This window comes from Kribbella sp. NPDC048928 (genome assembly GCF_043197975.1).
In the GTDB taxonomy this organism is placed as follows: domain Bacteria; phylum Actinomycetota; class Actinomycetes; order Propionibacteriales; family Kribbellaceae; genus Kribbella.
The window spans coordinates 204,655-230,238 of record NZ_JBICUC010000009.1; the positions used below are offsets into that span (position 1 = coordinate 204,655).

Annotated in this window: 27 protein-coding genes; 14 read left to right on the forward strand and 13 right to left on the reverse strand. The window is 68.9% G+C overall.

All coding sequences use genetic code 11. The features are described from left to right. Positions 1–4: 4 nt before the first annotated feature. The 5 genes from ACGFI6_RS33940 to ACGFI6_RS33960 all read right to left on the reverse strand — a co-directional run bounded on the left by ACGFI6_RS33940 (position 5) and on the right by ACGFI6_RS33960 (position 3,975). On the reverse strand, positions 5–586 hold the full coding sequence (locus ACGFI6_RS33940) for a hypothetical protein (RefSeq protein ID WP_393125946.1): 582 nt from the start codon (positions 584–586) through the stop codon (positions 5–7). Between the two features lie 136 nt (positions 587–722). After that, complete coding sequence (locus ACGFI6_RS33945) at positions 723–998, reverse strand: hypothetical protein (protein WP_393125948.1); 276 nt, start codon at positions 996–998, stop codon at positions 723–725. Beyond that, positions 995–1,588, reverse strand: a complete 594-nt coding sequence (locus ACGFI6_RS33950) for a hypothetical protein (RefSeq protein WP_393125950.1) — start codon at positions 1,586–1,588, stop codon at positions 995–997. The genes ACGFI6_RS33945 and ACGFI6_RS33950 overlap by 4 nt, the downstream gene beginning before the upstream one ends. 174 nt (positions 1,589–1,762) lie before the next feature. Further along, positions 1,763–3,373, reverse strand: coding sequence for an MDR family MFS transporter (locus tag ACGFI6_RS33955; RefSeq protein ID WP_393125952.1), 1,611 nt, complete (start codon positions 3,371–3,373; stop codon positions 1,763–1,765). Next, positions 3,370–3,975: a MarR family winged helix-turn-helix transcriptional regulator gene (locus tag ACGFI6_RS33960; protein WP_393125954.1), complete on the reverse strand. Its 606-nt coding sequence runs from the start codon at positions 3,973–3,975 to the stop codon at positions 3,370–3,372. The genes ACGFI6_RS33955 and ACGFI6_RS33960 overlap by 4 nt, the downstream gene beginning before the upstream one ends. Before the next feature lie 249 nt (positions 3,976–4,224). Here ACGFI6_RS33960 and ACGFI6_RS33965 point away from each other — a divergent pair, with 249 nt between their 5' ends. Beyond that, entirely contained in the window at positions 4,225–4,998 is a 774-nt protein-coding gene (locus tag ACGFI6_RS33965) for a CPBP family intramembrane glutamic endopeptidase (protein ID WP_393125956.1), read from the forward strand. Next, on the forward strand, positions 4,995–5,723 hold the full coding sequence (locus ACGFI6_RS33970) for an SDR family oxidoreductase (RefSeq protein ID WP_393125958.1): 729 nt from the start codon (positions 4,995–4,997) through the stop codon (positions 5,721–5,723). Before ACGFI6_RS33965 ends, ACGFI6_RS33970 begins: the two co-directional genes overlap by 4 nt. On the opposite strand, the gene ACGFI6_RS33975 is transcribed toward ACGFI6_RS33970, so the two are convergent. After that, positions 5,705–7,285: an amidohydrolase family protein gene (locus ACGFI6_RS33975; RefSeq protein ID WP_393125960.1), complete on the reverse strand. Its 1,581-nt coding sequence runs from the start codon at positions 7,283–7,285 to the stop codon at positions 5,705–5,707. The genes ACGFI6_RS33970 and ACGFI6_RS33975 overlap by 19 nt on opposite strands. Positions 7,286–7,343: 58 nt before the next feature. Between ACGFI6_RS33975 and ACGFI6_RS33980 the strand changes: the two genes are divergently transcribed. From ACGFI6_RS33980 to ACGFI6_RS34010, 7 genes are all read left to right on the forward strand, one after another. Further along, a complete protein-coding gene (locus tag ACGFI6_RS33980) occupies positions 7,344–8,129 on the forward strand; it encodes a MerR family transcriptional regulator (RefSeq protein WP_393125962.1) in 786 nt (261 codons plus the stop codon). Positions 8,130–8,171: 42 nt separating this feature from the next. Beyond that, entirely contained in the window at positions 8,172–9,110 is a 939-nt protein-coding gene (locus ACGFI6_RS33985) for an ABC transporter ATP-binding protein (RefSeq protein ID WP_393125964.1), read from the forward strand. Positions 9,111–9,228: 118 nt separating this feature from the next. Then, positions 9,229–10,011, forward strand: coding sequence for an ABC transporter permease (locus tag ACGFI6_RS33990; protein WP_393125966.1), 783 nt, complete (start codon positions 9,229–9,231; stop codon positions 10,009–10,011). 118 nt (positions 10,012–10,129) lie between these two features. Continuing rightward, a complete protein-coding gene (locus tag ACGFI6_RS33995; RefSeq protein WP_393125968.1) occupies positions 10,130–10,933 on the forward strand; it encodes an ABC transporter permease in 804 nt (267 codons plus the stop codon). A gap of 38 nt (positions 10,934–10,971) precedes the next feature. Then, complete coding sequence (locus tag ACGFI6_RS34000; RefSeq protein ID WP_393125970.1) at positions 10,972–12,036, forward strand: hypothetical protein; 1,065 nt, start codon at positions 10,972–10,974, stop codon at positions 12,034–12,036. A 97-nt stretch (positions 12,037–12,133) separates the two neighbouring features. Beyond that, positions 12,134–13,168 carry a hypothetical protein gene (locus ACGFI6_RS34005; protein WP_393125972.1) on the forward strand — a complete coding sequence of 345 codons (1,035 nt, stop codon included), beginning with the start codon at positions 12,134–12,136 and terminating at the stop codon, positions 13,166–13,168. A gap of 79 nt (positions 13,169–13,247) precedes the next feature. Further along, complete coding sequence (locus ACGFI6_RS34010; RefSeq protein ID WP_393125974.1) at positions 13,248–13,994, forward strand: hypothetical protein; 747 nt, start codon at positions 13,248–13,250, stop codon at positions 13,992–13,994. Positions 13,995–14,037: 43 nt separating this feature from the next. On the opposite strand, the gene ACGFI6_RS34015 is transcribed toward ACGFI6_RS34010, so the two are convergent. Genes ACGFI6_RS34015 through ACGFI6_RS34025 form a run of 3 tightly spaced genes read right to left on the reverse strand, consistent with a single transcriptional unit; the run spans position 14,038 to position 16,665 of the window. After that, positions 14,038–15,186, reverse strand: coding sequence for an aminoglycoside phosphotransferase family protein (locus ACGFI6_RS34015; RefSeq protein ID WP_393125976.1), 1,149 nt, complete (start codon positions 15,184–15,186; stop codon positions 14,038–14,040). A 32-nt stretch (positions 15,187–15,218) separates the two neighbouring features. Beyond that, positions 15,219–16,229, reverse strand: a complete 1,011-nt coding sequence (locus tag ACGFI6_RS34020; RefSeq protein WP_393125978.1) for an alpha/beta fold hydrolase — start codon at positions 16,227–16,229, stop codon at positions 15,219–15,221. Beyond that, a complete protein-coding gene (locus ACGFI6_RS34025; RefSeq protein ID WP_393125979.1) occupies positions 16,222–16,665 on the reverse strand; it encodes a MarR family winged helix-turn-helix transcriptional regulator in 444 nt (147 codons plus the stop codon). Before ACGFI6_RS34025 ends, ACGFI6_RS34020 begins: the two co-directional genes overlap by 8 nt. Positions 16,666–16,777: 112 nt before the next feature. Here ACGFI6_RS34025 and ACGFI6_RS34030 point away from each other — a divergent pair, with 112 nt between their 5' ends. Then, entirely contained in the window at positions 16,778–18,241 is a 1,464-nt protein-coding gene (locus ACGFI6_RS34030) for an MFS transporter (protein ID WP_393125981.1), read from the forward strand. Positions 18,242–18,374: 133 nt separating this feature from the next. Beyond that, positions 18,375–19,499, forward strand: a complete 1,125-nt coding sequence (locus ACGFI6_RS34035) for a hypothetical protein (RefSeq protein WP_393125983.1) — start codon at positions 18,375–18,377, stop codon at positions 19,497–19,499. Positions 19,500–19,985: 486 nt separating this feature from the next. Here ACGFI6_RS34035 and ACGFI6_RS34040 read toward each other — a convergent pair whose 3' ends face one another. The 3 genes from ACGFI6_RS34040 to ACGFI6_RS34050 all read right to left on the reverse strand — a co-directional run bounded on the left by ACGFI6_RS34040 (position 19,986) and on the right by ACGFI6_RS34050 (position 22,648). Beyond that, a complete protein-coding gene (locus ACGFI6_RS34040; RefSeq protein WP_393125985.1) occupies positions 19,986–21,230 on the reverse strand; it encodes an MFS transporter in 1,245 nt (414 codons plus the stop codon). A gap of 142 nt (positions 21,231–21,372) precedes the next feature. Then, positions 21,373–21,885: a transcription elongation factor GreA gene (gene greA / locus ACGFI6_RS34045; protein ID WP_131334673.1), complete on the reverse strand. Its 513-nt coding sequence runs from the start codon at positions 21,883–21,885 to the stop codon at positions 21,373–21,375. Positions 21,886–22,219: 334 nt separating this feature from the next. After that, a complete protein-coding gene (locus ACGFI6_RS34050; RefSeq protein WP_393125987.1) occupies positions 22,220–22,648 on the reverse strand; it encodes a DUF4307 domain-containing protein in 429 nt (142 codons plus the stop codon). Between the two features lie 58 nt (positions 22,649–22,706). Between ACGFI6_RS34050 and mca the strand changes: the two genes are divergently transcribed. From mca to ACGFI6_RS34065, 3 genes are all read left to right on the forward strand, one after another. Further along, the gene (gene mca, locus ACGFI6_RS34055) at positions 22,707–23,570 is read left to right on the forward strand and encodes a mycothiol conjugate amidase Mca (protein WP_393125989.1); all 864 of its coding nucleotides are present in this window, start codon (positions 22,707–22,709) and stop codon (positions 23,568–23,570) included. A gap of 31 nt (positions 23,571–23,601) precedes the next feature. Further along, a complete protein-coding gene (locus tag ACGFI6_RS34060) occupies positions 23,602–23,886 on the forward strand; it encodes a hypothetical protein (RefSeq protein ID WP_393125991.1) in 285 nt (94 codons plus the stop codon). 127 nt (positions 23,887–24,013) lie between these two features. Next, positions 24,014–25,036 (forward strand): copper resistance D family protein, encoded by a 1,023-nt coding sequence (locus ACGFI6_RS34065; protein ID WP_393125993.1) that lies wholly within the window; start codon positions 24,014–24,016, stop codon positions 25,034–25,036. Here ACGFI6_RS34065 and ACGFI6_RS34070 read toward each other — a convergent pair. Further along, positions 25,033–25,560, reverse strand: coding sequence for a nitroreductase family protein (locus ACGFI6_RS34070; protein WP_393125995.1), 528 nt, complete (start codon positions 25,558–25,560; stop codon positions 25,033–25,035). The two genes, ACGFI6_RS34065 and ACGFI6_RS34070, sit on opposite strands and share 4 nt — an antisense overlap. Positions 25,561–25,584 lie beyond the last annotated feature (24 nt).

The window sequence follows — 25,584 nt, forward strand, 5'->3', positions numbered from 1 at the left end:
ACTCCTAGTCGATGTAGACCGCGTAGCTGACGCAGACGGCCTCGGTCAGCGGCTCCGAGGTCGGCTTGTCGCTGAAGAGGCGAAGCTCCCCGCCCGGGCGGGCCCAGACGGCCAGGTGGCGCTTGTCGGCGCCCAGCCCCGGGGCCCAGGCGTCGTCGAAGCCCGGATCGTTGTGGTCGCCGACGTAGGTCGGCTCACCGAAGTGCTTGCGGGTCAGCTCGAGGTGCTCGGGCCAGTGCGCGTCCAGCCCGGCCTCGGCCTCCCCGAGGTCGTCCGGACCGATCTCGTACGCCGACCAGCCGCTGTTGCGGGCGTCCGCGAACGCCATCCCGTCGTACACCAGGATGGTGCTGCCGCGCGGTGTGCTGAATCCCCACCCGGCGCTGTGCGGGCCGACCGCGCCGGGCGCGTCGACGGCCCACGGAGTCCAGTTGGTCGCGGCGGTGACCCGCTCGACGATGCCCTTGATGGTGGCCGGACCGGTCTGGTCCGAGTCCGGGCCGGCGATCCTTGTCCAGTCGGCGATCTCGGCGAGGTCCGCCAGCGCCAGGTCGTCCTCGTGGAGCGGCCTGTCCTGCGTCTTCATTCTGGGCTGGTTCCTTCCGTCGCTGCTCAAGCGGTTGCCGCTCAGCGTAGGTGGCCTCCAGGGTCACCTACAACGGCCGGTTCGGCACCTGTGGATAACTGCGTTCAGGCGTGAGGCGGTGTGCTGCGGGCGGCTCTCAGACGCCCCGGCCGTGATCGCGGTTCCGGGTCGTCGAGGAGCCGTTGGCCTGCGGCCGCGCACCGTCGTTGCCCGATGCACGCGTCGGGCCGGACGGGGTTGTCCCGGCCTGGAAATGCCGGTCCGTCGCCGGTCCGGCGGCACGGGCGTGCGCAAGCGCGGTGAGGGAGGTGTCTGAGACGCTGCTGTGCTCCTGGCCTGTGGGCGCGGGGGTGTCGGTGTTGGCAAGCAGGTCCCGCTGGCCTTCGCGGGCCATTTGGGCGGTGGTTCTCATGTCCCCTCCTCGTTGAGGTACACGACGTAGTTGATGCCGACCGAGGTCGACAGCGGTTTTGCTGTCGGCTTGTTGCTGTACAGATGGATCTCCGCGCCCGGTGGGGTCCAGACCGCCAGGTGCCGGCGTCCGACGCCTGCGCCCGGGGCCCAGTCGTCGTCGAAACCGGTCTTGCTCTCCACTCCGACGTACGAGGGCTGTCCCCAGTGCCGGCAGGCGAGGTCGAATTTCTGCGGCCAGTGCTCGTCGAGTCCGGCGGCCGCCTCCTGGACGTCCACGGGCTCGATCGCGAACGCGACCCAGCCGCTGAACGGGCTGTGCGGCAGCACCTGGTCGTCGTACACCGCGAGCTCGGTGTTCCGGCGGGTCAGGAAGCCCCAGCCGTCGAGCTGGTCGTCGATCACCGTCCGGCGGTTGATCGGCCACGGCTTCCAGTTCGTCCCGGACTTCACCCGCCGGATCAGGCGGCGGACCGGGACCGGCCCGGTCTGGCCGGCCTGGGGTCCACCCAGGCGGCGCCAGTCGCGGACCTCGGCGATGTCGGCCATCGCGCGGTCGTCGTCATCAAGCGGCCGGTCAAGTGTCTTCATCCGTGCGGCAGTCCCTGTCGGTCGGTACGTCTCGAAACTAAGACCCCGGGAGGGTCAGACGGCGGTCCGGCCGGTGTACAACAGCCGAACAGCCGCCCTGGAAAGCTTTCCAGGGCGGCTGCCGGGTGGGTCAACCGCTGTTCGGTCTCAGTTCGGTCAAGCGACCGGCCGGACTCAGTGCATCGCGGCGGCCGCGGAGGCCTCCAGCGACTCCTCGCCCTCGGGCTTGGGGCCGTCGTTGCGGCCCGCCAGCCGCTGCTCCGGGGTGATGATCGCGATCACCAGGGCGATCGCCAGGAACGGGAGGGAGACCAGGAACACGTCGCCCATCGCGTCGACCAGGCCGTGCAGCGCCCAGCCCTTCATCGGCTCCTTCAGCGAGTGCAGCACCTGGACGCTGTTCGCGGCCTTGGCCAGACCGTCCACCATCGCCTGGGTGGCGTGCGGGACGATGTCGGTCAGGTGCTCCTTCAGGCGGCTGGTCAGGACGGCGCCGTACACCGCCGTACCGATCGCACCACCCATCGAGCGGAAGAAGGTCATCGACGACGTCGCGGTGCCCATGTGCTTGCGCGGAACGCTGTTCTGTGCGGCGGTGACGGTGATCTGCATCGACAGGCCCAGGCCGGCGCCCATCACGAACATGTAGATCGCGAGCTGCCAGTACGGCGTGGTCATGCTCAGCGTGGACAGCAGCACCATCGCGGCGCCGACCATGACGGCCGAGATGATCGGGTAGATCTTGTACCGGCCGGTCTTGCTCATCAGCTGGCCGCTGGGGATCGACGCGGAGAAGATACCGACGATCATCGGCAGCAGCGCCAGGCCGGAGCGGGTCGGCGACATGTCCTTGACCGCTTGCAGGTACAGCGGCAGGAAGATCAGCGCACCGAACATCGCGAAGCCGAGCAGGAACGCGAACCCGGCGTACCCGGAGAAGATCCGGCCCTTGAACAGGTCCATCGGGATGATCGGCTCGGCCACCCGCAACTCGATCATCACGAACGCGACGGCCAGTACGACGGCCGCGACCAGCAAGGCGATCGTGGTGCCCGTACCCCAGCCGTTGGTCGGGCCGCTCCAGGAGACGGCCAGCAGCAGCGAGGTGACGGCGGCGGCCACGGTGGACGCGCCGAGGTAGTCGATCTTGTGCGAGCGCTTCACGTGCGGCAGCTTCAGGACCGCGCCGACGACGCCCAGGGCGACCAGGCCGATCGGCAGGTTGATCCAGAAGATCCAGCGCCAGCCCGGACCGTCGGTGAGCAGACCGCCGAGCAGCGGGCCGGCTACCGAGGAGAGGCCGAAGACGGCACCGAAGTACCCCATGTACTTACCGCGCTCACGCGGCGGGATCACGTCGCCGATGGTGGCGAACGCGAGCGACATCAGGCCGCCGGCACCCAGACCCTGGACGGCCCGGAAGCCGATCAGCATCTCGATGTTCTGCGACAGGGCGGCCAGCACGGAGCCGGCCAGGAAGGTGACGATCGCCGCGATGAACAGCGGGCGGCGGCCGTAGAGGTCGGAAACCTTGCCCCACAGCGGGGTCGAGGCGGTCGAGGTCAGCAGGTACGCCGTGACCACCCAGGACAGCTTGTCCAGGCTGTTGAACTCGCTGACGATCCGCGGCAGTGCCGTACCCACGATGCTCTGGTCAAGTGCGGCCAGGAACATGCCGGCCATCAGTCCGCCGAGGATGACCAGGATCTGCTTGTGGGACAGGTAGTTGGGACCACCGTCCGTCGGTGCAGCGCCGCCGGCGGTGGCGGGCTCTGTGGTGCTCATCTGGTGCTCTCCAGGTTGTTGTCGTTGTTCTCGTGGCCGGCAGGGTCGCCGCCGGTCGCGGAGTCTGTGTCGGTACTGCGCTCTGCCGAGCGGTCCGGGCGCAGTCGTGGTGCGACCGCGGCCCAGCCCTTGTCCGCCCAGGCGGCGCTGCTCGGTGCTTCGGTGTGGGCGGCGATGCCGTCCGCGAAGCGGGTCATCAGCCGCTCGAAGGTCTGTACGTCCTCGTCGGACCAGCCCTCCATGGCGGCGCTCAGCAGCTCCATCCGGCGCCGGGCGCTGGTCTCCCACTGCTCGATGCCCTGCTCGGTGAGCTCCACCCGGAAGGCACGGCCGTCGTCCGGGTCGGGGGAGCGCCGGATCAGGCCGAGCTGCTCCAGGGACCGGACGTGCCGGCTCGCGGTGGAGGCGTCGAGCTCCAGCCGTCCGGCCAGGTCGGACAGTCGCAGTGCGCCGTTGCACCGCAGAGCGAACAGCACGACGTGCGCGCTGTGGTCCATCGTGTCGCCGGGCTGCTTGGCCTTCAGCCGCCGCCCGACTCGGGTGAACGCGTGCAGCACACCCTCAACGGGGGTCTGTGGAGCGTACGCGTCGTTTACATGCATGCTGCAAGCATATACATGCTTGCGTGATACACGCAAATGAGTTTCCAAGTTGTTCAAGTGAGCCGCCACTCATTTGCTCTCGGTCGCCGAACCATCACTGTCCGCAGTCGATCAGTGGGTACTGACACTCTTCCGACGCACGAGGGTGGCGTTCTGTGACGCGAATCCGGCAAATGGTGGTGCTGGCCACACCGGCATGGTCGGCCCAGCACCCTGTTCCGGTCGCTGTGTGTTACCGAGGCTTGGGCGGTGAACAAGCGACGGCTGGTGGAGTTCGGAGTTGTCTGTCTCGTCCTGACCTGGGTGCCGTGGGCAGTCCTCGGTGTGCTCGGGGCGGACCTTGACGATGGCGCGGGCATGCTCGTGTTCTCGCTCGCGGCGTCGGGGCCGTCGCTGGCCGCACTGGTGCTGTGGCTGCGGCACCGGGAGCGGCGACGGGTCGTCCGGTGGTCGCCCGTGTGGCTGGTGACGTCTGTCGTACTCGGTGCGCTGCCGCCGCTCGTGGCGTGTGCGTTGATGGGGGACCTGCCCGCGCTGCCCGACCACGCCGCATCCGTCATCTCGGGAGCGGGCGGTGTGCTTGGTGCAGCGGCCTACACGTTCCTGGCCGGGCCGGTCGCTGAGGAGTTCGGCTGGCGTGGGTACGTGCAGCCGCGGCTCCGGGAGCACTTCGGGCCGGTCGGGACCACCCTGGTGCTTGGAGCGGCCTGGGGTGTGTGGCATCTGCCGCTGTACTTCCTCAACGGCACAGGGCAGCACGACGACGGCCTGTTCACGCAGCAGGGGCTGACGTTCTTCCTGGAGCTGTTCCCGCTCAGCTTCGTCATGCTGTACGTCAGCGAGCGGCTGCGTGGTGGCGTACCGGCGGCGATCCTCGTGCACGCCGCCTGGAACCTCACAGAGGAGCTGGTGCCTCCGCTCGGCTGGGGTGTATGGCTGGAGTTCCTCGTACTGACGGTCGTCGCGGCCGCGTTGCTGCCATCCTGGACGGCAGATCGACGAGGCAGAAGGGTGACGGTATGACGCGGGTTGCAGTGGTGACCGGAGGTGGGTCGGGGCTCGGGCGTGAGATGGCGCTCGCACTGGCCGGGGCCGGGTATCAGGTGTGGGTGACCGGCCGGACCGAGGAGAAGCTGAGGGAGACGGTCGAGCTCGGTGGCGACCAGGTGCGGTACGCCGTGCTCGACGTGGCCGACGGTGCCGCGGTGCGGGAGTTCTTCGGTGGGCTGGAGCGGATCGACGTACTGGTGAACAACGCCGGCACCGGGTCGCGGGCCGCGGCGGTGCAGGACGTACAGGAAGCCGACTGGCGCCGGGTCGTGGACACCAACCTGACCGGGTCGTTCCTGTGTGCGCAGGCGGCGTACGACCTGATGCTGCGGCAGGACCCGAAGGGCGGCCGGATCATCAACAACGGGTCGATCTCGGCGCACGTACCGCGGCCGCAGGGGATCGCCTACACCGCGAGCAAGCACGCGATCAGCGGCCTGACGAAGGGCCTCGAACTCGAGGGCCGCCCGCACGGCATCACCGCCTGCCAGATCGATATCGGCAACGCGGCGACCGCGATGACCGCCCGGATGGAGCAGGGCGTGCTCCAGCCGGACGGATCGATCGCGACCGAGCCGACGTTCGACCCGAAGATCGTGGCGGACTTCGTGGTCCGGATCGCGGAGCTGCCGACATCGGTCGCCGTACCGACGCTGACCGTGATGGCCGCCGGGATGCCTTATGTAGGACGCGGCTGACGGGACAGGTCGACGTCGGTCAGGTCGAGCCAGCGTCCTGACGGCGGCTGTTCCAGCAACGGATCCTTCCAGCGCAGCCGGACCCGCTCCGGCTGCGCTTCCATCAGCACGGCCTCCTGCCAGTCCGCGTCGGTGCGCGCCCACCAGGTCTCGGTGAGGCACGCCAGTCCTTCTGACTCGACGGTCTGTACGGCGGTGGCCTTCTCACCAGCGGGACCGAGTGCTGCGCCGAAGACGGTCGTTGGCAACCACCCGCCCGCTCCCGGCACCACTCGACCCAGCACCTCCCCGTCCTCTCGCACCACGTCCTCAGGTGCTGGGAACCCTGGCCACTGCTCCTTGAGCGCCTTGATGATCCGCGACGTGGTCTCACCGAGGAAGCGGATCCCTGCGAGCTCCCCGTCTGTACCTGCGTAGTCCACAGGTGCGTCACCGCCGACCCAGGTCTGCCGGATCCGTTGTGTGGCAGTGATGTCAGCCAGTGGGTCCCCGTCGACCAGCAACAGGTCAGCACGTGCACCGACTGCCAACCGCCCCCGGTCGGTCAGTTGGAACACCTCAGCGGGCGCACTGGCCGCAGCAACAACCGCCTGTGCCGGTGACAGCCCGGCAGCCACCAGATGCACCAGCTCTCGATGCAGCGACGCTCCGAACACCTGACCCGGGTTAGGCGCGTCCGTCCCAGCTAGAACTCGTACGCCGGCCCGCAGCAACGCCAGCGTGTTCGCCCGGGCCGCTGCACCGTCTGGTGGGTGCGGTGGCATCCAGCGACGGGACTGGTGGTCCAGAACCCTCCGCCACCGCGCGGGCATGCGCGACATCAGCTCTGGCTCGTCCAGCAACGGCAGGTGTCCAGATGGGCCGTTGAACCCGTCCACGCCGACACCGAGCGTCGCAATCACCGCAACACCAGCAACAGCATCGAGGTCGGCAGGAGACATGAGGTCGGACGGCACATGCGCGAGTACGTCGACGCCGCACTCGACAACCGCTACCGCACCGGCCGCGGTCGACACGTGCGCCACCACCGTGAGTCCGTGAGCGTGTGCCTCGTCGGCCAGCGCCCGCACAGTGGAGGACGTCAGTGTCGGGATGTTCATCATTGCGCCCGAGCCGTCGTCGTAGATCAGCTTGAGGTGGTCAGCACCCTCGGCGATCCGGCCCGCGACGAACTGCTTCGCGTCCTCCGGCCCGGTCACGTACGGGAACGGCGGGAATGCCATCGTCGGGTGCCCGCCCGGTGCGGTCGCGCCGATGCTCGATGTGAAGAACGCGGACCGCGGCGTCTCCCCGGCGATGACCTCCGGCATGCTGAACATGTCCAGCTGCGTCGTTACCCCGTACGTCGCCGCGAGCTGCGTACTGCCCGGCGCCAGGTGGACGTGCGAGTCGATCAGCCCGGGGAGCAGCGTCGCGCCGGTGCCGTCGACGAGTACGTCGCCCGGCTGCGCGATCTCCGGGCCGCCGATCGCCACGATGCGACCGTCCGCGACCCGCAGACAGTCCGCGGACAGCGCCGTACCGCGATCGGCCAGTCGGGTGTGCAGGATCGTGAATGCCATGTCCCGGACGCTAAAGGGTGACGTAACGTCATACTCCAACCCGATTTCCGGAGGTGTCGTGGAGCGCACGGTCAGCGAGGCGGCGCGGCTCGCCGGAGTCTCGGTCCGGACCCTGCGGCACTACGACGCCATCGGCCTGCTCCCGCCCGGCCGCGTCGCCACCAACGGCTACCGGTACTACGGCCGTCCCGAACTCCTCCGCCTGCAACGGATCCTGCTGCTCCGCGAGCTCGATGTACCGCTGCCGTCGATTGCGCGGATCCTGGACGAGCAGGAGGACGAGGTCACCGCGCTGCAAGGACATCGCGAGCAGTTGCTGCAGGAGCGGCAGCGGCTGGATGCCGTGCTCGGCGCGATCGAGCGGACGATCGACGGGCTGTCGGGTGACGAGACGGTCACCGACGAGGACTTCTTCACCGGGCTCTCGGAGGCACGGACGCGGTTGCGCGACGACCTGGCCGCACGGTTCGGCGAGGCCGCTGCCGACGGATTCGAGAAGGCGGTGGAGGAGACCGCGGGGTGGACCCGGGACGACTACGAGCGACTCGGCGACGAGGGCCGTCGGCTGCTGCTGCGGATGGCTGCGGCCCGGGATCGCGGCGTACAGCCGGATTCGCAGGAGGGGCTCGAGCTGATCGAGCAGCACTACCAGGGCGTACTGGAGTTGTGGCCCGCGACGCCCTCGTCGTACTACGCGCTCGGCGACGTCCTGATCGAGAACGCCGATCAGCGAGCGATCATCGAACTGGTGGACGCGGAGCTGCCCGAGTGGCTGGCTGCCGGAGTGCGCGCGTACGCCGTCCGAAAGCTCGGTCATTCGGCATCAAAGCCCGATCATTCGTAAACAAACAGGAAACTGTCCGAATGGCCGTCTAGTGTCGGGCAGGTGAGTGATTCTCTGGTGCACGTCCGCGGGCTGCGGAAGTCGTACGGCGACTTCGAGGCGGTCCGTGGCATCGACCTGGACGTGTGGCGCGGCGAGGCGTTCGGGTTCCTGGGGCCGAACGGCGCGGGCAAGTCGTCGACGATGCGGATGATCGGTGCGGTCTCGCCGACCAGCGGCGGCACACTCCGGATCCTCGGGATGGACCCGGCCACCGACGGCCCGGCGATCCGCGGCCGGCTCGGCGTCTGCCCGCAGGACGACACGCTCGACACCGAGCTCTCGGTCCGGGAGAACCTGACGATCTACGGGCGGTACTTCGGTCTCAGCCGGGCCGAGTGCCGCAGCCGCGCGGACGAACTGCTCGAGTTCGTGGCGCTCACCGAGAAGGCGAAGGTCAAGGTCGACGAGCTGTCCGGCGGCATGAAGCGCCGGCTGACGATCGCGCGCTCGCTGGTCAGCAAGCCGGACCTGCTGCTGCTCGACGAGCCGACCACCGGCCTCGATCCGCAGGCGCGGCACCTGCTGTGGGACAAGCTGTTCCGGCTCAAACAGGCCGGTGTCACGCTGATCATCACCACCCACTACATGGACGAGGCCGAGCAGCTGTGCGACCGGCTCGTGGTGATGGACGGCGGCCTGATCGCGGCCGAGGGGTCGCCCGCGGAGCTGATCCGCGACTACTCGACGCGTGAGGTGACCGAGCTGCGGTTCGGGCCGGACGTGATGCTGGCCGACCACGACGCGCTGGCCGGCAAGGTCGCGGACCTCGCGCAGCGCATCGAGGTGCTGCCGGACCGGCTGCTGCTCTACACCGACGACGGCGAGCGCGCGGTCGCCCAGGTGCACGAGCGCGGCCTCGAGCCGGCCGCCGTACTGGTGCGCCGGTCAACCCTGGAGGACGTCTTCCTCAGACTCACCGGCCGAACGCTGGTCGACTGATGGCAGTACAAATGTCGCGACTCCGTCGCGACGGGTCATCGGGCTGTAACTCCCGTCCTTCCCTCGTCGCTCCGGTCGCTGCGCTCCCTCCGCTCCTCAGTCCAGGACGGGAGGCCCGATGACCACCGCAGTTGAGAACGGGCGCCGGATGTTCGACTACTGGCTGACCGTCTACAAGCGGACCTGGAAGGGCACGATGATCAGCAGCTTCCTGCTGCCGATGCTCTACCTGGCCGCGATGGGGATCGGGCTCGGCTCGTTCGTCGACAGCAACGGGACCGGTGCGCTCGGTGGCGTCAGCTACCTGCAGTTCATCGCGCCCGGGCTGCTCGCCTCGACCGCGCTGCAGATCGCGGTCGGCGAGGCGACGTACCCGGTGATGAGCGGGCTGAAGTGGCAGAAGTTCTTCCACTCGATGATCGCGACGCCGCTGCGGCCCGCCGACGTGGTGTACGGGCAGCTCGCGTTCATCGCGTTCCGGGTGCTCAGCTCGTGCACGGTGTTCCTGGTGATCATCGCGCTGTTCGGCGGACTGCGCTCGCCGCTCGGGATCCTCGGGCTGCCGGTTGCGTTGCTCGTCGGGATGGCGGCCGCCGCCCCGATCGCGGCGTACGCGACGACCCTCGAGAACGACTCCGGTTTCGCGATGGTGTTCCGGTTCGGGGTGGTGCCGGCGTTCCTGTTCTCCGGCGCGTTCTTCCCGGTCTCCCAGCTGCCTGACTGGATCGAGTGGCTCGCGTACGTGAGCCCGCTGTGGCACGCGGTCGACCTGTCCCGCAGCCTCAGCCTCGGCTCGGTGAACCCGTGGCTCGCCCTCGTCAACATCGTCTACCTGCTGGCATGGTTCGCGGTCGGCACCCGCCTCGCCGTCCGCGGCTTCACCAAGAAGCTGGTCGGCTGATGGCTGTGCATATGCCGCGACTCCGTCGCGGCGGGTCATGGGGCTGTGACTCCCGGCCTTCCCTCGTCGCTCCGGTCGCTTCGCTCCCTCCGCTCCTCAGTCCAGGCCGGGAGGCCCCATGACCACTATTGCAGCGCGGGTGCTGCCTGTTCCGGTGCGGCTGAGTGGCGGCCGGCACATCGTCGAGCGGAACTTCATGCTCTACCGCCGCTCCTGGGTGGTGTTCCTGTCGGGCTTCTTCGAGCCGGTGTTCTACCTGCTCTCGATCGGGGTCGGCGTCGCGCACCTGGTCGGCTCGTTCACGCTGGCCGACGGCAGCACGATCGCGTACGCCGCGTTCGTCGCGCCGGCGATGCTCGCCAGCTCCGCGATGAACGGTGCGATCTTCGACTCGACGTACAACATCTTCTTCCGGATGAAGTACGCCAAGTTGTACGACTCGATCCTCGCCACCCCGCTGCGGCCGTGGGACGTGGCGACCGGCGAGGTCACCTGGGCGCTGCTGCGCGGGGCGATCTACTCGGCGATGTTCGTGGTCGTGATGCTGATCATGGGGCTGATCTCGTCGTGGTGGGCGCTGCTCGCGCTGCCGGCCGCGGTGCTGATCGGGTTCGCGTTCGCCGGCGCCGGGATGGCGCTGACCACGTTCATGCGCAGCTGGCAGGACTTCGAGTTCGTGCAGCTGGCGATCATGCCGATGTTCCTGTTCTCGGCGACGTTCTACCCGGTCGAGACGTACCCGGGCGCGATCCGCTGGCTGGTCGAGCTCACCCCGCTCTACCAGGGCGTCGTCCTTGAGCGCGCCTTCAGTACCGGCAACGTCGGCTGGTTCCTGATCGTGCACGCCCTCTACCTCGCCGCCATGGGCACCCTCGGTATGTACGTAGCCTCCCGCCGCCTCGGCAAGCTCCTCCTGAAGTAGACGGAACCAGGACGGCGGTTGGTCCCGTCCGAGTCGGCATGGGAGAGGACCTGGTGCGGGCGCCGAAGGTTGTGTTGCCCGGTGGGCCGCGGCGGTGGGTCGAGGCGTCGTTCCAGCTGCTCGTCGAGCACTTCGGCGCGGACGTGCTGCGGCGGCCCGTCGTGGTGCCGGCCGAGTTCGTACCGGCTGGGTACGACGGCTCGGACGCGGCGGCGCGGGCGGTGTGCGTGCAGGTGTGTGAGCGGATGGGGGTGGATCCGGAGCGGGTGCACTTCAGCTTCCGGCTCGAGAAGGTGAGCGAGGCGGCCGAGCTGCTCGGATCGGCGATGCTCGACGTGTACGTCGACCCCGAGCACCCGTTCTCGCGAGGCTCGTCGCCCGGCGATCTGGCCGCCGTACGGACGCACTCGAACCGCCTGGGCACAGCGTCGTTCGAACAGGTCGACCGGATCATCGAGGCGGAGCTGCCCGACGACGACGGCGACAGCCTGCTGCCGTTCCTGGTACGTCGCCTGGGCGCAGGCGAGTTCGGCGCGGAAGTGGTGCGCTGTCTGCTGGCCGCGTCCGATCCGCGGGCCGTCCGTACGGCGACGGGGACTGCGCTTCCGGGCTCGGCGCTCGGGCGGTGGGTCGATCTCGGTGCGGATTGTCCGGGCGTCGACCCGATCCCGGGACACTGTGCCGTACTGCTGCGGTCCGACGTCCTCGCCGATCCAGTGAAGCTGCTCGCCGCGGTCGCTCACGAGCTCGGCCATGAACTGCTGTCCAGGGACGCTCCGCCCTGGGCCACCGGGCCGCTGGAGGAGCCGCTGACCGATCTGTGTGCGCTGTTCCACGGGTTCGGCATCGTGCTCGTGAACGCCGCTGTGGACGAGACGACGCTCGACGACGAGTGGGTCCACACCTCCGGCTACCTCGGCGAACGCGCCATCGCTGAGGCTCTCGCGCTGTACCGCTTCCAGCAACACCGCCGCACCGCCGACGGTCCACTACTCCCGCCCTGGCACGAGACCCTCGACCCAGTACCCCGAGCCCGCTTCAAGTCCCGCCTCGACGAGCTGACCGCCGGTCCACCGACTGTGCCGGGAGTTCCAGCCCCATGACCCGCCGCGACGGAGTCGCGGCATCAGATACAGAGTGGTGATCGTTCTGCAATATTTCTGATGGAACGGGGGGCTCGGGCCTCGCGTCAGTTTCGGTATGAATCTGATCGGTGCATGGCGCCGGCGGCAGCATGAGCGGGACCTGCTCTACGGGCCGAAGGTGATGTTGCCCGGTGGTCCGGAGCGCTGGATCGAGGAATCGCTGGACTGGCTGATCGGCCGGTTCGGTGTCGAGCCGCTACGCCGTCGTCCGGTGCTGCCGAGCGCCTTCGTGCCGTCCGGGTACGACCGTTCGGAGCGCGCGGCGCGTGAGCTCTGTCTGAAGGTCTGCGCCTGGATGGAGGTACCGGACGACCGGATCCGGTTCAGCTTCCGGATGGAGCAGGTCCGCGAGGCCGCGCGGAGCACCGCCGTACGCCGGCTGAACGCCGAGCAGAGCGCCGACCTGATCGCGATTTCGGGGCTCCGGGCAACGATGACCTCCGCGGAGGTCGACGCGCTGGCCGCCGCCGGATACGCACCGGAGATCGAGGTGCTCGCCGAACGCGAGCTTGCGGTCGAGCTGAAACGGAGCACCGCGATCCTCCAGGAAACCGATCGGGCTCGTCGCGCCGAGCTGTCCGAACGTGCTGCGGAGGTCTGGTCCCCACCGGCCGGCAGCAGATCGCGCGCGGCCTGGATGGACCTGCGGTCCGGCGGCTTCGACGGCACCGCCGTGATGCTCTCGGCAAGCACTTTGGCCGACCCCGCCGCAGTGGTCGCCGCGACCGCCCACGAACTCGGGCACGAGGTGCTCTGGGGCTACCACCTGATGGATCGCAGCCGCGCGGACGCCGAGGCGGTGACGGACCTGTTCGCGATCTTCCACGGCTTCGGCATCTTCCTCGCCAACCAGGCGGTCGAGCGGGTCCCCGGCCGGCGCTCGATGCTGCAGAGCCTCGGGTACCTGGGGGAGCGCGGTGCCTCCGATGCGCTGGCGGCGTACTGCTTCCGCCGGCATCGGTTGTGGCCGGAGTCGGTGCTCCCGGCGCTGCCGACCGAGCTCGACCGTACGGTCCGGATCCGCACGTTCGCCCGGCTCGCGGGACTGGTGAAGGACGCCGAGCTCGCCGCCATCCAGGCCGGCGCCTGACGGCCGGCGCTGTCAAGGTTCGGTGACGCAAAGGAACCGGAAGGTTTCACTGCGGCGTCGGGCAGGCATGATCGGGCGGGTGAGGAATCCGATCGGGATGATCCGCCGCAGTCAGCAGGTGCGGTCCCAGTTGAAGGCACCCCGCGAGCGGTTGCCGGGTGGCAGCCGGCGCTGGATCCGTACGTCGATGGACTGGCTGATTGCGGAGTTCGGCCGGGACGTCCTGCTGCGGCCGATCGTCCTGCCCGCGGACGTCATCCCGGACGGGTACGACGGAACCGAGGCCGCCGCCGGCGCACTGTGTGGGCGTATCGACGACCGGATGGATCTGCAGCCCGGACAGTGCGGTCTGAGCTTCGCGCTGAACGGAGTCCGGCGTCCGGTGAACCGGCTGATGGTGAAGGAGCAGTCCGGCCGCTGGATTCGTGGCGACGGGCAGAACCAGATCGAGCTGGCGCCGGGGCTCGCGGCCGATCCGGTCGCGCTGACGGCGATCTACGCACACGAGGTCGGCCACGAGCTCCTGCTCGGCAGCGGCCGGATCACGCTCTGGCGCCGGCCCGACCACGAGCCGCTGACCGACCTGATCACGGTGTTCTACGGCCTCGGCATCTTCACCGCGAACGCCGCCTACGAACGCCGCCCGCGGCCGAACGGGCGCGGTAAGCAGCCGCTGGCCCGCGGCTACCTCCGCGAGGCCGCGCTGTCCGAGGCCCTCGCCTACTACGCCATGCTCCGCGGCGAACGGCACCCGACCTGGGACCGCTACCTGGATCCACCCGTACGCCGCGGCATGCGCAACCAGCTAGCCGTCCTGCACCGCTAGCTAGCCGTCCTGCACCGTTTAGCTAGTCGTCCTGCGCAGCCAGCTAGACGTCCTGTGCCGCTAGCAGCTTCCGCATCCAGTGGTCGCCGCCGCGGAGCATCGACTGCTGGCTCGGACCGGTGAGGTGATCGACCAGGTGCAGGTACGTGATCGCCTGATAGAGCGTGCCAAGCTCCTCGGCCAGCAACAGCGCACGCGCGAGGTCAGCCGGCGCGGCGTACTCTTCCCACTCGCTCAGGTACGCCTCCCGCACCCGCGGGTCCGCGGACAGCGGCGAGCTCTTCTCGACGAACGTCACCAGGTCCAGGAACGGATGCGCAAGCGCCGCGTCGGTCCAGTCGAACGCGAGCACCTTCCCGTCCCGGACCGCCAGGTTCCGCGGGTGCAGATCGCCGTGCAGCAAGGTCTCCGGGACACCGGTCGCCGCCAGCTCGTTGATTGCCTCGCGCAACTGCTTCGCGCGGTCCGGCAATTTCGCAAGGTCCGTCGGCTCGAGGCGCCGGGTCAGCGCGTTCGGCTCGAGCAGCCGGTCCAGCTCGACATCGAGTACGGAAAGCCGCCGGTCCGCGCAGCTGTACGACAGCAGCCGTTCGGGGTCGTCGACGTAGCTCCGCTGCAATCGCGCATGGTTGCGTACGGCATCGATCCAGAGCGCGACGTCGTCCTCGTTCGCGAGCGGCGTACCGAGGTCGGGCAGCAACATCCAGCCGCGCCGCTCGTCGACGGCGATCGGCGCAGGCACCTCGCCGGGGCGATCGGTGGACGCGCGCTGCAGGAACCGCGGCTCGTGCGCGAACAGGAACGGGAGCGCGTCCGGCCGGGTCGAGGCCCGCGAAAGCGCCTTGAAATAAACGTCTCCGTCGGCGGTCGGGATCCGCAGAACGTTGGACAGACCCCAGGACTTGAGCTGCCGCCACGGGCCGGTTGCCTGGACCTGCTCCGCGATCCACGGCGGCGCCTCGTCGTACCACTCGGGCCGCGTCCACGCGGGCAGCTCGTCGTCGGCCGGCGCCTCGCTGCCGGGATGCAACAGGTACGTGATCGGGTCCTCAGCTACGCACGCGAGGACGACCGCGTCGACGCCGTGCTGGTCCTTCAACGCCTCCAGTACAGGCTCGACGTCCGGGAACCAGAAGTCCTCGGGCATCTCGAGCGTGAAGGTTTCGCGTCCACCGTGAGCCCGGACTTCCATGTGCAGAAGCGTATGTTCCCGGTGCAACCGGTTTACCGCTGTAGATGGGCCAGCAGACTCACGAGGAACTTGCCCGGCTCTTCCCACGGCGCCAGATGTGCCGAGTGCTCGAACCAGACCGCCTGCTTGTACGGCGCTTTGACGGCATTGAACCACGCCTCGACCGGCGCCGTCGGGGTCGTGTAGTCGTGCCGCCCGAGGAACATCAGCACCGGGATCGGGAACTCGTGCACTGAAGTGAAGTCGACCCGGAGCATCTCGCCGAGCACCCGGCCGAGCGTGAACACATTGCCCTCACCCATCGCCTGGGCCTCCGCGACCGTGTACTCCGGCGACAGTAGCGCCGCCATGAAGAAGTACAACGAGCTGTCCCGATACGCCGAGAGTCCGCCGCGGTACTGCGCCCAGTCGCGGGCGATGATGATCCGCTCCCGCGTCACCGGCTCGTCACCCGGGTACGGTGCGATCGACGCGAGCTGTTCGAGCGCCTCGGTGTGGTTGTGCTCGCGGGCCTGCGCGAGCGCGTACTCGAAGCACAACTCCTCGTTCGCGCGCCCATCGACGATCTGGCCGATTCCGACGTAGGCGTGGAAGAGGTCGGGTCGGTCGAGGGCGGCCTGGGTCGCGATGATCGTGCCCCAGCTGTGGCCGAGCAGAATGAGCTTCTCGACGCCGTACCGGTCGCGGATCTGTTCGGCGAGCTCGATCGCGTCGGCGACGTACTGCGCGATTGTCAGCGTGTCCGCGATCGTCTCGGGATCGACGGTGTGCAAGGTGCGCCCGGCGGCCCGCTGGTCGTATGTCACGACCGTGAAGTACTCCTCGACCGGGCGCTGGAACTGCCAGGAGACCGGGGCGAGTGGCGACGCAGGACCGCCGTGGATGAACAGGATCACCGGGTTGGCGCGGTCGTGACCGCGTGCGTAGACCCAGTGGTCGACGCCGCCGGCGGACAGTAGGTAGTTCTCCTGGACGCCGTCGGGCGTCACGATCCGCTGCAGATCCGCGATCAGCTCGCGGGCGTCCTCGAAGGTCTCACTCACCCGATGATGGTAGAGGCCCACAGGTCTTCACGAGTGGTGCGTGCAGCCGCTGCGCGAGCACCTTGCGCTGGGTCGGCTGCGCCTCGGCCTGCCGGTGCAGACCCTCGTCGGTCAGCCGGACGTTCACCGCGCGCCGGTCCTCCGGGCACATGTGCCGCTCGACCAGACCGGCGACCTCGAGGCGGCCGATCACGCGCGACAGCGCACTCTGGCTGAGATGGACCGACTTCGCGATCGTGGCGACCTTGGCGGAGTGCTCCGGGAGCTCGGCGAGCCGCTCGAGCACCTCGTACTCACTCATGCCCAGCGAGTGGCCGGCCTGGAGTGCCCTGTCGAGGGCGCACGTCATATCCGCGTGCCGGGCGAGCAACTCGCGCCATTCGCGCACATCGGCGGTGGTCTCACCAGTCCCACCGCTGACCTTCGTAGCGGTCATGTCGGCGACCATAGCATGCACGCGCAATCTATGCAAACGCATTTAATGCCTAGACATTAGATGCATGTGCATGGAATAGTCCTTCCTCGTGACTACGCAAACCACATCCCGCATGACCTGGGACGCGCGCCTCTGGGGTGCGCTCCTGGTGGTCTGCGGCGTGATCTTCCTCGATGGCCTGGACGTCTCCATGGTCGGCATGTCCCTGCCGTCCATCGGCGCCGACCTGGGCGTCTCCCTTGCCTCTCTCCAGTGGGTCGTGACCGGCTACGTGCTCGGGTACGGCGGCTTGCTGCTGCTCGGCGGCCGGACGGCCGACCTGCTCGGCCGGCGCCGGGTCTTCCTGATCGCACTGGCCGTCTTCGCGGTCGTCTCGATGCTGAGCTCACTGGCGAGCAACCCCGAACTGCTCATCGCGGCGCGGTTCGTGAAGGGCATCGCCGCGGCGTTCACCGCCCCGGCGGCGCTCTCGATCATCACCACCACGTTCCACGAAGGCCCGGATCGCAACCGCGCCCTCAGTATCTTCACCACCTGCGCGGCCAGCGGCTTCTCGATGGGCCTGATCCTCGGCGGCGCGCTCACCGAGGTCGGCTGGCGCTGGACCTTCCTGATGCCCGGCCCGGTCGCCCTGATCGTGCTGCTGTTCGGCCTCAAGCTGATCCCGAACAGCCCGCGCGACGACGCCGCCGGCGGGTACGACGTACCGGGTGCGGTCACCGTCACCGGCGGCATGCTGTCACTGGTCTACGCGGTCGTCGGCGCCGAGAGCGCCGGCTGGATCTCGGTGCAGACCATCGGGCTGTTCGTGCTCGCGGTCGTGCTGCTGGCCGGCTTCGTCGCGATCGAGCTGCGGACCAAGCACCCGCTCGTCCGGCTCGGCATCCTGCGCAACGCGTCCCTGCGGCGCGCGAACCTGGCCATCCTGACCGTCTTCGGTTCGTACGTCGCCTTCCAGCTGATCGGCACGCTGTACCTGCAGAACCTGCTCGGCTGGTCGTCGTTCCAGACCGCGCTGGGCTTCCTGCCGGCCGGCATCCTGGTCGTCACGCTGTCGCCGAACGTCGGCAAGATCGTCGACCGGGTCGGTACCGAGAAGATGATCATCGTCGCGATGGCGCTGTTCGTCGCCGGGTACGCCCTCGCGCAGCGGATCGGCCCGGAGTCGGCGTACTTCTCGACCGTGTTTCCGACCATCATGCTGCTCGGTCTCGGGTTCGCGATCGGGTTCCCGTCGCTGAACATCCAGGCCGTGTCCGGGGTCCCGGACCACGAGCAGGGGCTGGCCTCGGGGCTGTTCAACACCTCCAACCAGGTCGGCGGCGCGGTCGTACTGGCGATCGTGACCGCGGTGATCAGCAGCAGGACGGCCGGCGACAGCGCACCGACCGGGGTGCTCTCGGCGTACAAGGCCGGGCTCGGCGTCGTGGCCGGGATCGCGGCGCTCGGTCTCGTGATCGCGCTGACCGGGTTGCGCGGTCTGAAGGCGCGGCGGGCTGCTGAGCAGACCGAGGCGGCGGAGCTGGCCGCCGTACAGGACGAGCTGGCGGAGGAGGAGATGACGCCGGCGGCGTGACAACAACCAGCCCTGTTCAGGGCTGCGAAGTGATAGAGAGCGGGTGGTGCGGACTCCTTCCGGGGTCCGCACCACTGCAATTCGGGGGATTCCCCGATTGGTTTCGACCCGGCGGGGTGCTGGACTGGGAGACATGAGCAACCAGAGCTACGACGAGAAGGTCAAGGACATCCTGGACCGCGTCGCCAACGGCCACCTCTCGACCGAGGAAGCCGCCACGCTGATCGCCGCCATCAAGTCCACTCCCGAGGCCACCGACCCCGCAGCTCCGGCATCCCCGACCCCCGAAGCTCCGGTTGCCGGCAACTCCACGCCAGGCGAGTCTGCGTCCGGCGAGTCCGCGAGCGACGGCGAGCGGAGCCCGAACACCTGGGCCGACGCCGTCGACTCCCCTTTCACCGGTGCGACCGGTGCGACCGGTGCGACCGGTGCGACCGGTGCGACCGGTGCGGCTGGCGGGGCTGAGCCGGGGGCTTGGCCGGCTGCTTCGACCGGGGAGGCGGGCGGGCGGCACGCTGCTGCAGAGCCGTCGCCGGTCCGGGACGCGCCGGTTCAGGACGCCGCGCAGGGCGAGGTCGTCGAGGACGAGGCGCCCGCGCAGGAGGAGGAGCACAGCAACGTACCGATCCCGTCCGGGGTGCAGCGGGTGACCGTACGGGCGATCGGCCGCCGGGTGCGGCTGATCGGCGAACCGGCGGTGAACGGCGTCGCCGTCGACGGTCCGCACGTGATCAAGCGCGACGGCGACACGCTCGCGATCAGCAGCGAGGGCGACATGGGCGTCTCGATCGACGGGTTCAGCATGCTGCGGAACCCGACCGACCTGAAGGCGCACGTGAACGGGCTGGCCAAGGAACTGTCGATCCGGGTCAATCCGCATCTCCAGGTCGAGGTCGAGGTCACCGGCGGCAGCGTGAACGCCGAGCGGCTGCCCGGTCTGACCCGGGTCCGCGTCACCGCCGGTACGGCGAAGGTCGCGGACGTCGACGGACCGATCGACGTCCTGGTCCAGGCCGGCTCCGCGCAGCTCGACGCGCAGATCACGAAGGGCCGCTCCCGCGTCCGCGTCGAGTCCGGCACGGCGCAGGTCGCGCTCCGCCGCGGCTCCGACGTCCAGGTCCACACCGAGGCCCAGCTCGGCCGCGTCACCTGGTCCGGCGCCGTCTCCGGCCAGTCCAAGGACGTGGAGATCGGCCGCGGCCGCGCCGCCCTCGACGTAGAAGTCCTAGTAGGCACCGCCCAAATCACCTCCGACTGACCCCACCCCGCCAACCACCCCGACCCCCGCACCCACCCCCGCCTCCGCACCCACCCCCGCACCCACCCCCGCCTCCGCACCCACCCCCACACCCACACCCACACCCACCCCCGCCTCCGCACCCACCTCCGCACCCGCCTCCGCACCCGCCTCCGCACCCGCACCCGGCCCCGCCTCTGCACTCGCCAACCCACAAACTCAGAGGTCAACCTCCGAGGTGGTGGGTTGACCCGCCGCATACCCGCCGCGAACCCACCGGCTCAGCGGTCAACTTCTGAGGTGGTGGGTTGGCGGTGTTTGCCTGCGCGGTCTCTGGGGTTGGCCTCTGTGGTGGTGGGTTGGCTTGTGGTGTGGAGGTTGCGAACCCACCAGCTCAGCGGTCAACTTCTGAGGTGGTGGGTTGGCGGTGTTTGCATGCGCGGTCTCCGGGGTTGGCCTCTGTGGTGGTGGGTTGGCTTGTGGTGTGGAGGCTGCGAACCCACCAGCTCAGCGGTCAACTTCTGAGGTGGTGGGTTCGGTGGGGATGGTGCGGAGGGGGCGGAGCGGGGAGAAGTAGAGGGCCGTGTTGGCGGTCAGGGTGCCGAGGCCTGCTATCCACAGGGTGGTGTGCAGTCCGAACGTGGTGCCCAGCGCGCCGCCGAGCAGGCTGCCCACGGGAGCGGCGCCCCAGCCGACGAAGCTCATCGTGGCGCTGACCCGGCCCTGCAGTTCCGGCGGGCAAAGGCGCTGCCGCGTGCTCACCTGCAGGATGTAGCTGACGATGATGCAGAAGCCGGCGAGCAGCGTGCCGACGACGTACCAGCTCACCCGCCAACCGGGCGCCGTGAGGGCCTGCACGGTGAACGCGACGCCGACCCCGGTCGACGAGAGCAGCAGTGTGCGCGCATCGCCGTACCGCGTGCTGAGTCTCTCGGTGATGGCCGACGCGACGATCGCGCCGAGGAGGCCGATCATGCTCAGGACTCCGATGGTCGCGGGTTGCAGATGGACGCCGCGGACCAGGTAGACGACCATGATCGCGCCGGCCGCCGCCTGGAAGAGCATCGTCGCCATCGTGTTCAGGGCGATCGGCCGCAGCAGCGGATGCCTGAACACGAAGCGCATCCCGTCGCCGATCTCGCCGCGCAGGTCGGGGCGCTCGGGTTTCACCGGATCGGCCTCGGGCGTACGGATGCTGCGCAGCCAGATCGCTGACCACAGGAAGCTCAGTGCGTCCAGGCCGATGGTCAGCGCGGCGCCGAGCCATTGCACGAGCAGTCCGCCCGCGCCGGCGCCGATGACCGCGGCGATCGAGTGGTTCGCCGCCAGCTTCGCGTTGCCGGGAAGCAGATGGTCCCGTTCGAGGAGCCGCGGCAGGTACGAGTTGTGCGCGACGTCGAACAGCACGGTCAGGATCCCTGCCGGGACCAGTACGGCGTACACCTGAGCGAGTGTCAGTACGTCGAACCACCAGGCGATCGGGATCGAGGCGAGCAGGACTGCCCGGAGCAGGTCCGCGTACACCAGGACCGGCCGGGAACGTACGCGGTCGGCCCAGGCGCCCGCGAACAGCCCGAGCACGAGCCACGCTGCGGTCTCACAGGTGCGCAGCAACGAGACCTGGAACGTCGAGGCGTTCAGGACCAGGACGGCAAGCAGTGGGATCGCGCCCATGCTGAGGCGCGATCCCAACTGGCTGAGCAGGTCGGCGGCCCACAGCCGACGGAAGTCTGGATGGCGGAGGATGCCCATTCCGCGACCGTAGGACCAAACCTGAGTCGTGTCGACTCAACTGTCAAGAAAGTTGAGTCGACTACGCTCAACCTAAGCGTGAATCCTCCAAAGCGAAGCGCCCCGGTGGGGATCCACCGGGGCGCTCGAAGCTTTGGTGGAGTCAGCCGGTGAAGGGTTCTGCGCCGACGATCTCGACAGTGACGTCCTTGCCGTTCGGCGCCTCGTAGGTCGCCTTGTCGCCCTTCTTCTTGCCGAGGATCGCGGCGCCGAGGGGGGACTGCGGAGAGTAGACGTCGATGTCGACCGACGCATCCAGGGCGAGCAGTTCGCGGGAGCCGAGCAGGAACGTCTCGACGTCGTCGTCGCCGGCGAACTTGATCGACACCTTCATGCCGGGCTCGATCTTGCCGCCGGCCTTCGGGGTCTCGCCGACCCGGGCGCGGCGGAGCATGTCCTCCAGTTGCCGGATCCGGGCCTCGATCTTGCCCTGCTCGTCCTTGGCGGCGTGGTAGCCGCCGTTCTCCTTGAGGTCGCCCTCGTCCCTGGCCTCGCTGATCCGCTGCGTGATCTCGGCACGGGCGGGACCCTTGAGGTGTTCGAGCTCGGACTTCAGCTGGTCGTAACCGTCCTGCGTCAGCCAGACAACGCTGTCCTCATCGATCTTCTGCGTCACGGGCTGCTCCTTGTGTCGGTGGATGGGCAGGAAAATACTGCTGGCCGCCGTCGTCGACGGCGACCAATCAAACGAGCGTAGCAAGAGACGGCAGATCACGCAGGGGTTCTGACGGGCCGCAAACGCTTGGAAAACGTTTGCTAGCGAGGTTTTCGGGACCGCGTGACGAGGATCCCGGCAATCGGTTGCCGCAGCAGCTTTCTCCCTTGATTGTTTGAGGGGTTAACCCTTCGGATCGCCCGTTCCGCCGTCTTATGCGGAGGGTGAAGGGGCAATTTGGGTGGTTAACCACCCAAATGCGTGCCGGGCCGGGGCCGGTTCGGGTGGCGGGCGATCAGTGGGGGCGGTGCTGGTCGGCGGTGGTGCAGCCGACCAGGACGACGGTGGTCGCCGAGCGTTGCGTTGTCAGGGTCACCGGCAGCGTCTGGTGGCGGGCCGAGCCGGCCGGCACGGTCACGGTCAGTTCGCCGACGATCGAGAAGTCCGCGGCCTTCGCCTGCAGCCGGCAGGAGGCCTCGACCGACTTGGTTCGGTCAACCTTCATCGTCGCCTTCGCGCTCGTCGGCGAGACGATCTCGAACCCCTGCAGCTGCGAGCGGACCGGCGGGTTCGACTGCACCCAGGCAGCCCAGATCAGCCACGCCAGCCCGGCCAGGACGACGACCGCCAGGACGCCGATCAGCAGGGGGCGACGGGACCGTCCGGCGCGGCCGTACCGGGCGTTCAGGTCGGACGTCGGGGTGGCAGCTGGTGAGTCGGTCACAGGTCGTCCAGGGGGTCGGTCGTGGGTTTTGCGTCGGCTTGGAGGACCATTGTGTCTTGTGAGTGGAGATCTTCGGTTGTTGCATGTGCACGCCCACCCGGACGACGAGTCGAGCAAGGGCGCCGCGTCGACCGCCCGGTACGTCGCCGAAGGCGTCGAAGTGATGGTCGCCACCTGTACCGGCGGCGAACGCGGATCGATCCTGAATCCGAAGATGGACCGCCCCGAGGTGCTCGCGAACATCAGCGAGATCCGCCGCAAGGAGATGGACGCGGCCCGCGGGATCCTCGGCATCCGGCAGGAGTGGCTCGGCTGGGTGGACTCCGGCTTCCCGGAGGGCGATCCGCTGCCGCCGCTGCCCGAGGGCTGTTTCGCGGCGCACAAGGTCGAGGACGCCGCCGCCCCGCTGGTGCAGCTGATCCGTACGTTCCGTCCGCAGGTCGTCACGACGTACGACGAGAACGGTGGCTACCCGCACCCGGACCACGTGATGTGCCACCAGATCACGGTGGCCGCGTTCGAGGCGGCGGGCGACAAAGATGCGTACCCGGAGCTCGGCGAGCCGTGGCAGCCGCTCAAGCTGTACTACCACCACACGTTCCACTACGAGCGGATGAAGGCGCTGCACGACGCGATGATCGCGCGCGGCCTGGAGTCGCCGTACGCCGAGCGTCTGAAGGACTGGAAGCCCGATCCGGAGAACGAGCGCCGCATCACCACCCGGGTGGAGTGCGCACAGTACTTCGAGACGCGGGACCGGGCGCTGCTCGCGCACGCGACGCAGATCGACCCGGACGGTTCCTGGTTCGCCGTACCGCTCGAGGTGCACCAGGCGGCCTGGCCGACCGAGGACTACGAGCTGGCGCGGAGTCTGGTCGAGTCGGAGCTGCCCGAGAACGACCTGTTCGCGGGGCTCCGCTGACGGGCGGCCCGGACAATGAGAGAATGGTGGCGTGACAGCGATGATCTCCCTTCAGGCGGCCGAGATCGACCCGAACGTGGTGAAGCCGGGCTGGATCGCGCTGCTCATCGTGCTCGCACTCGGTGCCGCCACAGTGCTTCTGTGGCTCAGCATGCGCAAACAGCTGAAGCGGATCGACGTGGATCGCGATGGTGCGGACGCCCCAGCACCGTCCGGCGACCCAGCGAGTCCGGACGGCTCGCCCTCCCCGGCCGGCGATGCAGCGCCGACGACTTCGGAGCAGACCCCGACGCCGAATGAGGCAAAGCAACACTGAGTAGATCTCGGTCCGGTTACCGATTCCTGGGAGCCGGGTCACGAGATGGTGTCGGACTGGGCAGCCCACCTCCGGCTGACCCTATAGTGAGCCGCGTGCTGAATGGAGCTCAGGACCGGTTCGTCCGGTGACCGCGACCCGCGCCGCCCGGCATCGCATGCCCGGACGTCTGGTCGCGGGTGGGGTGGGTGCTGTCCTGGTCGCCTCCGTGGCGCTCGTGATCGCGCTGTACGCCGCCGACAGCGAGCCGCACAACGGCGGCATCGGCGGCCCGGGCGACTTCGTGTCGTGGCTGTTGCCCCTGTTCCGGCTGGTCGCCACCATGGCCACGGTCGGCTGTGCGGGCGCGCTGCTCGCTGCCGTCGTACTGCTGCGACTCGAGGGCGGACCGCTCGGCGTACAGGGCCGGCGTGCAGTCCGGGACGCCAGCAACGCCGCGATCATCTGGGCGGTGTGTGCGTTCGCCGGTGCGATCGTGACGGCGGCGCTGCTGCTCAACACGCCCGTACGGCTGCTGCGGCTGCGGATCGACGACGCCCTCGGCGTACCTGAAGTGAAGGCGCTGCTGATCACGGGCATCCTCGTTCTCGCGCTGGCGATCGGGATCCGCCGCGTGCAGACGTCGTCGGCGGCCGGGATCGGCGTACTGGTCGCGATCGCGGCGCTCGTCCCGACCGCGGTCACGGCGTACCCGAGGAACGAGTCGTACGTCATCCTCGCCGGCGCAGCCCTGGTCATCCACGTGATCGCGGCGACGACCTGGATCGGCGGGCTGGCCGGCCTCGTCCGGTACGGTCGCGCGAGCCGTTCCGGCCTCCCGATCGTGATGGAGCGCTACGGCCAGGTCGCGTACCTCTCCGCGATCGCGGTCCTCATCAGCGGCCTGATCAGCGCAGCCGGCCGTCTGGCCGCGCGAGGCGGCGGCTGGGGCTCGATCGTCGACGAACTGACCCACGACGCCTACGGCGCCCTCCTGATCGCAAAAGTCGCCATCTTCGTCGTCCTGGTCCTACTGGCCGCCCTCCACCGCTCCCACTCCCAAGGCGACCTCCTGACCTCCGGCCGCCCCTTCTGGCGCACAGTAGGCATAGAACTCCTGACCATGGCCCTAACCCTCGGCCTCTCAGTAGCCCTCTCCCAGACCGTTTAGGACCAGGGGGCGGTTTGGAGGTCTTGGGTGGTTCGGCGGGGGCGGGTGGGTGGGGGGTCTTCGGCGGGGGTGCCGGCGGCGATCATGGAGACTATGTGCCAGCCGGGGCCGGGGTTCAGGTCGGCGGTGAGGGCTTCCAGGTCGAAGGCGCGGAACTGGCGGCAGGCCAGGTTCATCGCGTGGGCCTGGAGCGTGAGGTGCGCGACGGACTGGCCGAGGTCGTAGTCGGCGAAGTCCGAGTAGGCCCAGTCGGTGTCGTCGACGTACCGGTGGGCCATCGTGACGATCAGCAGCGACGCGGTCGGCGCCCAGCGGGCCGAGCTGCGGGCCAGGTGCCGGACGATGCGCTTGTGCTCGGGCTCGTCGCGGCGGGCCACGAAGTACGCCCAGGGTTGGGAGTTGCCGGCGGACGGGGCCCAGCGGGCGGCCTCGAGGAGGAGGTCGACGTCGGCGTCGGTGACGCTCCGCGCGGGGTCGAACAACAGCGGGCTGAAGCGGCTGGCGAGCAGCGGGTGCACGGGCATGGTTCCATTCAACATACCGTTGGG

Coding starts and splice junctions, on each gene's coding strand:
- ACGFI6_RS34025 (WP_393125979.1), bottom strand. CDS start 16,665: ATGACCGCTACGAAGGTCAGCGGTGGGACTGGTGAGACCACCGCCGAT.
- ACGFI6_RS34070 (WP_393125995.1), bottom strand. CDS start 25,560: ATGCCCGTGCACCCGCTGCTCGCCAGCCGCTTCAGCCCGCTGTTGTTC.
- ACGFI6_RS34000 (WP_393125970.1), top strand. CDS start 10,972: ATGGGAGAGGACCTGGTGCGGGCGCCGAAGGTTGTGTTGCCCGGTGGG.
- ACGFI6_RS33970 (WP_393125958.1), top strand. CDS start 4,995: ATGACGCGGGTTGCAGTGGTGACCGGAGGTGGGTCGGGGCTCGGGCGT.
- ACGFI6_RS33990 (WP_393125966.1), top strand. CDS start 9,229: ATGACCACCGCAGTTGAGAACGGGCGCCGGATGTTCGACTACTGGCTG.
- ACGFI6_RS33955 (WP_393125952.1), bottom strand. CDS start 3,373: ATGAGCACCACAGAGCCCGCCACCGCCGGCGGCGCTGCACCGACGGAC.
- ACGFI6_RS34015 (WP_393125976.1), bottom strand. CDS start 15,186: ATGGAAGTCCGGGCTCACGGTGGACGCGAAACCTTCACGCTCGAGATG.
- ACGFI6_RS34040 (WP_393125985.1), bottom strand. CDS start 21,230: ATGGGCATCCTCCGCCATCCAGACTTCCGTCGGCTGTGGGCCGCCGAC.
- ACGFI6_RS34035 (WP_393125983.1), top strand. CDS start 18,375: ATGAGCAACCAGAGCTACGACGAGAAGGTCAAGGACATCCTGGACCGC.
- ACGFI6_RS34005 (WP_393125972.1), top strand. CDS start 12,134: ATGAATCTGATCGGTGCATGGCGCCGGCGGCAGCATGAGCGGGACCTG.
- ACGFI6_RS34030 (WP_393125981.1), top strand. CDS start 16,778: ATGACCTGGGACGCGCGCCTCTGGGGTGCGCTCCTGGTGGTCTGCGGC.
- ACGFI6_RS33960 (WP_393125954.1), bottom strand. CDS start 3,975: ATGCATGTAAACGACGCGTACGCTCCACAGACCCCCGTTGAGGGTGTG.
- ACGFI6_RS33950 (WP_393125950.1), bottom strand. CDS start 1,588: ATGAAGACACTTGACCGGCCGCTTGATGACGACGACCGCGCGATGGCC.
- ACGFI6_RS33975 (WP_393125960.1), bottom strand. CDS start 7,285: ATGGCATTCACGATCCTGCACACCCGACTGGCCGATCGCGGTACGGCG.
- ACGFI6_RS33945 (WP_393125948.1), bottom strand. CDS start 998: ATGAGAACCACCGCCCAAATGGCCCGCGAAGGCCAGCGGGACCTGCTT.
- ACGFI6_RS33995 (WP_393125968.1), top strand. CDS start 10,130: ATGACCACTATTGCAGCGCGGGTGCTGCCTGTTCCGGTGCGGCTGAGT.
- ACGFI6_RS33940 (WP_393125946.1), bottom strand. CDS start 586: ATGAAGACGCAGGACAGGCCGCTCCACGAGGACGACCTGGCGCTGGCG.